The organism is Bifidobacterium sp. LH_389 (assembly GCF_056357235.1).
In genome coordinates this window covers 43,946-50,554 of record NZ_JBKEVR010000014.1, presented here as the reverse complement: position 1 = coordinate 50,554, position 6,609 = coordinate 43,946, and the positions used below count along the sequence as shown (strand labels likewise).

6 protein-coding genes, 1 tRNA gene and 1 rRNA gene are annotated in these 6,609 nt (G+C 64.4%); 4 read left to right on the top strand and 4 right to left on the bottom strand.

Going from position 1 to position 6,609, the window contains the following annotated elements; all coding sequences use genetic code 11:
* Positions 1-173 (bottom strand): 16S ribosomal RNA (locus AC1AZA_RS10080); the annotation flags it as partial.
* Between the two features lie 558 nt (positions 174-731).
* On the opposite strand from AC1AZA_RS10080, the gene AC1AZA_RS10075 reads away from it, so the two are divergent.
* The 3 genes from AC1AZA_RS10075 (at position 732) to rpiA (ending at position 3,329) form a co-directional block, all read left to right on the top strand.
* Positions 732-1,268, top strand: coding sequence for a peroxiredoxin (locus AC1AZA_RS10075; RefSeq protein ID WP_476514525.1), 537 nt, complete (start codon positions 732-734; stop codon positions 1,266-1,268).
* Between the two features lie 196 nt (positions 1,269-1,464).
* Positions 1,465-2,550, top strand: a complete 1,086-nt coding sequence (locus tag AC1AZA_RS10070; RefSeq protein WP_476514524.1) for a ribonuclease H family protein — start codon at positions 1,465-1,467, stop codon at positions 2,548-2,550.
* Positions 2,551-2,630: 80 nt separating this feature from the next.
* A complete protein-coding gene (rpiA, locus tag AC1AZA_RS10065) occupies positions 2,631-3,329 on the top strand; it encodes a ribose-5-phosphate isomerase RpiA (protein ID WP_476514523.1) in 699 nt (232 codons plus the stop codon).
* 103 nt (positions 3,330-3,432) lie between these two features.
* On the opposite strand, the gene AC1AZA_RS10060 is transcribed toward rpiA, so the two are convergent.
* The 3 genes from AC1AZA_RS10060 to AC1AZA_RS10050 all read right to left on the bottom strand — a co-directional run bounded on the left by AC1AZA_RS10060 (position 3,433) and on the right by AC1AZA_RS10050 (position 5,166).
* The gene (locus tag AC1AZA_RS10060; RefSeq protein ID WP_004268639.1) at positions 3,433-3,522 is read right to left on the bottom strand and encodes a 30S ribosomal protein bS22; all 90 of its coding nucleotides are present in this window, start codon (positions 3,520-3,522) and stop codon (positions 3,433-3,435) included.
* A 572-nt stretch (positions 3,523-4,094) separates the two neighbouring features.
* Positions 4,095-4,183, bottom strand: a tRNA-Ser gene (locus AC1AZA_RS10055).
* Positions 4,184-4,233: 50 nt separating this feature from the next.
* A complete protein-coding gene (locus AC1AZA_RS10050; RefSeq protein ID WP_476514526.1) occupies positions 4,234-5,166 on the bottom strand; it encodes an EamA family transporter in 933 nt (310 codons plus the stop codon).
* Positions 5,167-5,242: 76 nt separating this feature from the next.
* Here AC1AZA_RS10050 and dinB point away from each other — a divergent pair, with 76 nt between their 5' ends.
* A complete protein-coding gene (gene dinB / locus AC1AZA_RS10045; RefSeq protein ID WP_476514522.1) occupies positions 5,243-6,550 on the top strand; it encodes a DNA polymerase IV in 1,308 nt (435 codons plus the stop codon).
* Positions 6,551-6,609 lie beyond the last annotated feature (59 nt).

Genomic DNA, 6,609 nt, shown 5'->3' with positions numbered 1-6,609 from the left:
CCGGCATTACCACCCGTTTCCAGGAGCTATTCCGGACCATGGGGCAGGTCGGTCACGCATTACTCACCCGTTCGCCACTCTCACCCAGGCCGAAACCCGGGATCCCGTTCGACTTGCATGTGTTAAGCACGCCGCCAGCGTTCATCCTGAGCCAGAATCGAACCCTCCACAAAAAAACCTTCATGGAAAGACATCGACAGATGACTCTCAAAAATAAAGAAAAAGACGCGGCTTCTTAATAAGGAAAAGAAGCACGCACAAAAACCCCGACACCCCTCACACCACACTACATGGACCCACAAGCAAACCCGGAAAACCGGACAACCCACGGGCGGGCATCGGACTGGCAATCAAAAGACTTGCATAAAAAAGCAGTACAAACACACTCTTGAGTTCTCAAACCACCACACACGCACACCGGACCACCACCCCAGAAGAGCAGCACCGCCGTGCGGCAGCGAAAGAACAACATACACGAACCCCCGCACCCACGCAACCCCACCCAGACACGACACCACCCAACCCCAACAAACACAACACATCCCACGGCGTGTCGCAACACGGCAAAACACGGCCAACACCACCACAATAACCCACAACCACGCGCCCCGCACGACCGCAAACCATTCCCGCACGGCGTGTCGCACAACCCACAACAAAGTTCCACCCACGTTCACCCGCAATACACCTTCCAGCAGGCGCACAATCCGGTGTGCGGCTCTGGGCCTACGATGAAAGCCATGACTACCACTTCATCTGACATGCAATCCGCCTCGCTCCCCCAGCGTCTGGCTTCCGGCGCCTCCGCGCCCGTGTTCTCCCTGCCCGCGCTCCTGCCCGATGGCAGCGAAGGCACGGTATCGCTTGGCGATCTGCTCGAATCCGGCAACCGCGTGGTGCTGTACTTCTACCCGGCCGCCATGACGCCCGGATGCACCACCGAGGCATGCGACTTCCGCGACAATCTGGCCCGTCTGCAGGGCGCAGGGCTGACCGTTGCGGGCGTTTCCAAGGATCCACTGCCGAAGCTGCACCGGTTCATGGAACGCGACCATCTGACCTTCCCGCTGCTGTCCGACCCGGAACTGGCCGTGCACAAGGCGTACGGCGCCTACGGCGAGAAGAAGCTGTACGGCAAAACGCATGTGGGCGTGATCCGTTCGACGTTCGTCATCGAACCGGACGGGTCGATCGCCGTCGCCCGCTACAACGTCAGGGCGAAGGGGCACGTGGCCTCGCTCATGAAGACGCTAGGGTTGAACGCATAACAGGAGCACATGCACATCGCACAAGGAGCAGCACGGTGACCATTGTCGTATCAACCGACGGATCGGCCCTCGGCAATCCCAATGCCGAGCCGTCTAACGGGAAGCCCAGTGGGCTTCACGTAGGCGAGGGGAGCCGCCACCACGGCGGCGACGGCCCGTTGGCATTGCCAGTCCGCATCGCACAAGGAGCAGCACGGTGACCATTGTCGTATCAACCGACGGATCGGCCCTCGGCAATCCCAACGGGCCCATGGGCTGGGCCTGGGCCGACCACGCACAGCACGCGGGCGACGGCGGGGAGCCGGGCCATGAGCATGACGCGCACGGCTACGACGCGGGCGGCGCCACGAACGGCACGAACCAGATCGGCGAGCTATGCGCCGTTCTGCAGGCCCTGCGCACGCATCCCGGCCCGCAGCCGCTGACCATCGAGACCGATTCGCAGTATGCCATCAACTGTTCCACCACGTGGGTCAGGGGGTGGAAGAAGAACGGCTGGAAGAACTCGCAGAAGAAGCCGGTCAAGAACGCCGAACTCATCAAGGCCATCGACGCCGAGATCTCCAAGCGCCCCGGCCCGGTGAAGTTCGTGTGGGTCAAGGGTCACGCCGGCAACGCGGGCAACGAACTGGTGGACGAACTGGCGCGCACGTATGCGGGCGACTGCCGGTCCGGGGCACGCGACGGGTATCTGCCGATCGAGGGCTGGCGTTCGCTCATCGCCTCCGAGTACGCTCGCGGGCTCGACGTGCCGCCGGACGTGCAACTGGTGCTGGACGGTCATGCCACACCGGAGTCGATCGCGAAACCGTCGGAGCCGTCCGGGGCCGATCCCGACGTTCGCAAGCCGTCGTCCCGTTCCGTGGCAGATCTGCTGGCCGAGCCGGAGGGTGTGCCGGACATCGCCCCCGCCGCGGTCAAGGCACGAGGAGAGACGCCGGCCGATCCGCAGGACATGCCGGACACGCAAGCTGACGATTCCGCGCAACCGTCTTCCTCCGCGCAACCGTCAGCCGCTACGCAACCGGCGGGGAGTCCCTCGCCGGCGCAGCCCTCCTGCGAAGCGTCCACCGCTCCGTCCCGGGTCCCGGCACAGGGCGCCGCCACATTGACGGCCTCCGGGCTGCTGCGCATCACGCCACCGCCTTCGGGCAGCCCGAGATGGGCCGGCAAGCAGCTGCACATCACCGGTACGATCGAGATCGACTCGCCCATCGCGCAGGACGGTACCGTAGAGCTCGACGGGGCGGCATTTCGCCTCACGTCAGTGCGCGAACGCTGACGGGCCGCACGGGGCGCGAAAATCCGCGCGCGCACTACACTGGGAGCCATAGGTTCCCGTATCTTGTTAAGGAGATGCACATGGATAAGGCACAGCAGGACGCGCTGAAGAAGGCGGCCGGCATCGAGGCCGCCAAGCTCGTGACCAACGGCATGATCGCCGGTCTGGGCACCGGCTCCACCGTCCGTTTTCTGGTGGATGAGCTCGGCCGCCGCGTCAAGGAGGAGGGCCTCCAGTTCACGGGCGTGACCACCTCCCGCCGCACGCAGGAGCAGGCCGAGGGCTACGGCATCAAGATCGTCGACATCGACGACGTGGACCACATCGACGTGACCATCGACGGCGCGGATGAGGTGGACAAGAACTTCAACGGCATCAAGGGCGGCGGCGCGGCCCTGCTGTGGGAGAAGATCGTGGCGACGAACTCCAACAAGATCGTGTGGATCGTGGACGAGTCCAAGGTGGTGGACACGATCGGCGCGTTCCCGCTGCCGGTCGAGGTCATCCCGTTCGGCGCCGGCCATGTGATCAAGCGCTTCGAGGCCAAGGGCTACAAGCCGGTTCTGCGCCTCACCGCGGAAGGCGAGCCGGTGCGCACCGACGAGAACAACTACGTGGTGGACCTGCATCTGGGCCGCATCGACCATCCGCAGGCGCTGGCCGAGGACCTCATCAACACGGTGGGCGTGGTCGAGCACGGCCTGTTCCTCAACATGGTGGACAAGGTGATCGTGGGAGACCCGAACGGCCCGCGCGTGATGACCAACTCCAACAAGTGAGTTCCTGACCGTACGGCATGCCCGCAAGACATGCGAAAAGCCCCGCGATCCAAACGGATTCGCGGGGCTTCGTTTCATTCTCGCTGACGGTTCAGCGGCAAGACTACTTGCGCTGGTGACGAGTCTTACGCAGCAGTTTGCGGTGCTTCTTCTTGCTCATCCGCTTGCGGCGCTTCTTGATGACGGAACCCATCGTTCAGCCTCCGATCTCTACTAGTAGAAAAGTTGCAACTTTCCCAATAATACACGTTTCCGCCGACGACACCACCGACCGGCAGGTTTTCGGGAAACCGCCCATTGCTTCCGCCCAATCGGTCCAACCTGTGCCTGCTTGCGCGCAGGTTGGACCGGTCATGCGATTTTCGGCCCCGAAAACGGCCGTTTTCCCGCACGATCGGTCCAACCTGCGAATTTGAGCGCACAGGTTGGACCGATCGAGCAACAGCGGGCCGTCACCGGGAAAGGCCGGGCGGGACACACGCATTCACCGATGACACGTCAACGATAGGGATATGATCTCCCGGCAGCAGGATTCCGCCGGCCGTGCATGACCGGCCCATGGCGCAGGCAGACGCCTAGAGTGCTAACAGCCATCGACACGTTTATTTAGCACATTATTTACCACCTACCGTGCGCATAAACACGCCATCCCACGCACCTTCGCGCGAACGGCCGGCGAGTGCCGGAACGGCTTGAAAACGTTGGGATTCCGCCAAAAACGGCATGAAAAAAGGGATTCACGGAAACCCGTGAATCCCTGATGTGCGGAGTGAGAGGGATTCGAACCCTCGAACCGCTTAAACGCAGTTAACACCTTAGCAGGGTGCCCCTTTCGGCCACTCAGGCATCACTCCAGTCGCACCTCATCTTGCAAACAAAGCGCAACGAGGGACCACTATAGCACCTATGCGGGATTAGAATCGCCGGAGAAGGTAATAATTACGGCGCAAATTACCAAAAGAATGCCGGCAACGTCCCAAACCGTTGGAATCTCGCCGAAAACAAGGCCGATGATCGACGCCATGGCGGGGTTGACGGACTGCATGACGGAAAACGCGCCGGACGTGGTGCGCCGCATGATGAACTGGTCGACGATGTACGGCAGGAACGACGCGCAGACGGCCACCACGAGCAGCAGGCCGATCAGCGCCAAACCGCCGCCGGGCCGGGCCGCCCACGTGGCCCCGGCCTTGGGATGCACGGTCGCGCGCACGGCGGGGACGGCCAGGAACAGCGATTGCACACCCCAGCCGATCAGCATGCTCAGGCTCAGCCAGTCGAGCGGCGTGCCGCCCGCGGCCACCCTGCGCCCCAGCACGATGTACGCACCCCACATCGACCCGCCGACCAGAATGGCGATCAGGCCGATCAGGAACGTGCCGCCGCTCGGCTGGGCGAGCGACATGCCGGCCAGCGTGATCACGCCGGCGGCCGCCACCACGATGCCCACGCGTTCGCGCCACGACCGTCCGGCGATCACCGCGACCGACAGCGGTCCGATGAACTCGATGGCCGTGGCCACGCCGACGTTCATGTTGCTGATGGCCACGTAGTACATCGTGTTCATCATGGCCAGAGCCAGACCGCAGCCGACCACCACCAGCCACGCGGACGTACCGTGCGGCAACCGGTCGCGCTTCGAGGCGATCCACGGCCGACGCCACAGCAGCATGAGCAACGCGCAGAACCCCACGCGGTACCACACCGCATACAGGGGATCGAGCTGCGTGAACGCCTGCTTGGCCACCAGCGTGGCCGCGTACATGACGGTCGCCTCGCCGAGCACCAACAGGAACACCGGAACCCGGCCGAGCGCAAGCACCACGAGCCGCTTCAATTCTCTCCACATGCCATCCCACGCTACCCGTCGGCGAACGATGAAACGCGGCGGCCGACGGTTTACCATGGGATTCATGAGCACAGCACCGCGACTGGAGGCCGCCAAACGGGATTGGGGGCATGACGAGACCGGATGCACGGTGCTGCACATCGACATGGACGCGTTCTACGCCTCGCTGGAGGTGGCACGGCACCCCGAACTCAAGGGCAAGCCGGTCATCATCGGCACGGGTACGCGGTCGGTGGTCTCCGCGGCAAGCTACGAGGCGCGCCGCTACGGCATCAACTCCGCGATGGCGTCCGCGAGGGCACGCCAGCTGTGCCCGGACGGCGTCTTTCTGCCGGTGGACATGCATTACTACCGCGAGCAGTCGCACCGCATTTTCACCGAGGTGTTCGAGCAGGTGACGGACCGCATCGAGAAGGTGTCGGTGGACGAGGGCTACATGGACGTGTCCGCCGCACTGACGCAATGGGACCGGCCGAGCGCGATCGGCGCGTGGATCCGTTCCGAGGTGCGAAGGCGGTTCCACGTGACCTGTTCGGTGGGCGTGGCCGGCAACAAGCTCGTGGCGAAGATGGCCTCCACCAACGCCAAGCCGGACGGCATGCTGGTCATTCCCCTGGCCCGCCACGCCGAATTCGTGCAGATGATGCCGTTGCGCGGCATTCCGGGCATCGGCCCCGCGCTGGAGAAACGGCTCAACGCCTGGGGCGTCAATTCGGTGGCGGACCTTGCCGCGATGGACGAGACCGCGCTCGCGCAGGCATGCGGCTCCCCCGCCGCCGCGCACGGCCTGTGGCTGGCGGCGCGCGGCATAGACGAGCGGTCCGTGGTGCCCTATACGCCGGAAAAATCGATCGGGGCCGAGCGTACGTTCAGCGAGGATACGCAGTCCATGCGCAAGGTGCGCGATCTGCTGCGCTGGGCGTGCGACGACGTGGCCTCCACGCTGCGCCGGCGCAGTCTCATGGCCCGCACACTGACGGTGAAGCTGCGGTTCGCGGACCTGAGCTACCGCACGCGCGCCCGCACGCTGGACAGGCCGTTCGACACGGCGAGCGCCATGCTGCCGGAAGCCATGCGGCTGTTGCGAGCCATGCTGGACATGCCCATGCCCGATCCGCTGCAGGCCCCGCAGCCCCCACAACCACTGCGCGACGAGACGCTGCCGCGGCTCATCCGTCTGGCGGGCGTGAGTGCGAGCGGACTGTCCGAGGCTTCGACGACCGCGGTCCAGCCGTCGCTCGACGATCTCCTGGACGAAAGCGAGCATGCGGGACCGGACGGGACCAGACCGGCGCGCATGAGCCAGGCCGAGCAGGCGCTCGATGCGGTGCGGCGCAAATTCGGCAACGGCGCGGCCAGCCTGGGCGTGTAGCGGCATCCGGCAACGCATTTTCGACCGGCACGGAGCACTACGTAGTCAGTCGCTCCGAC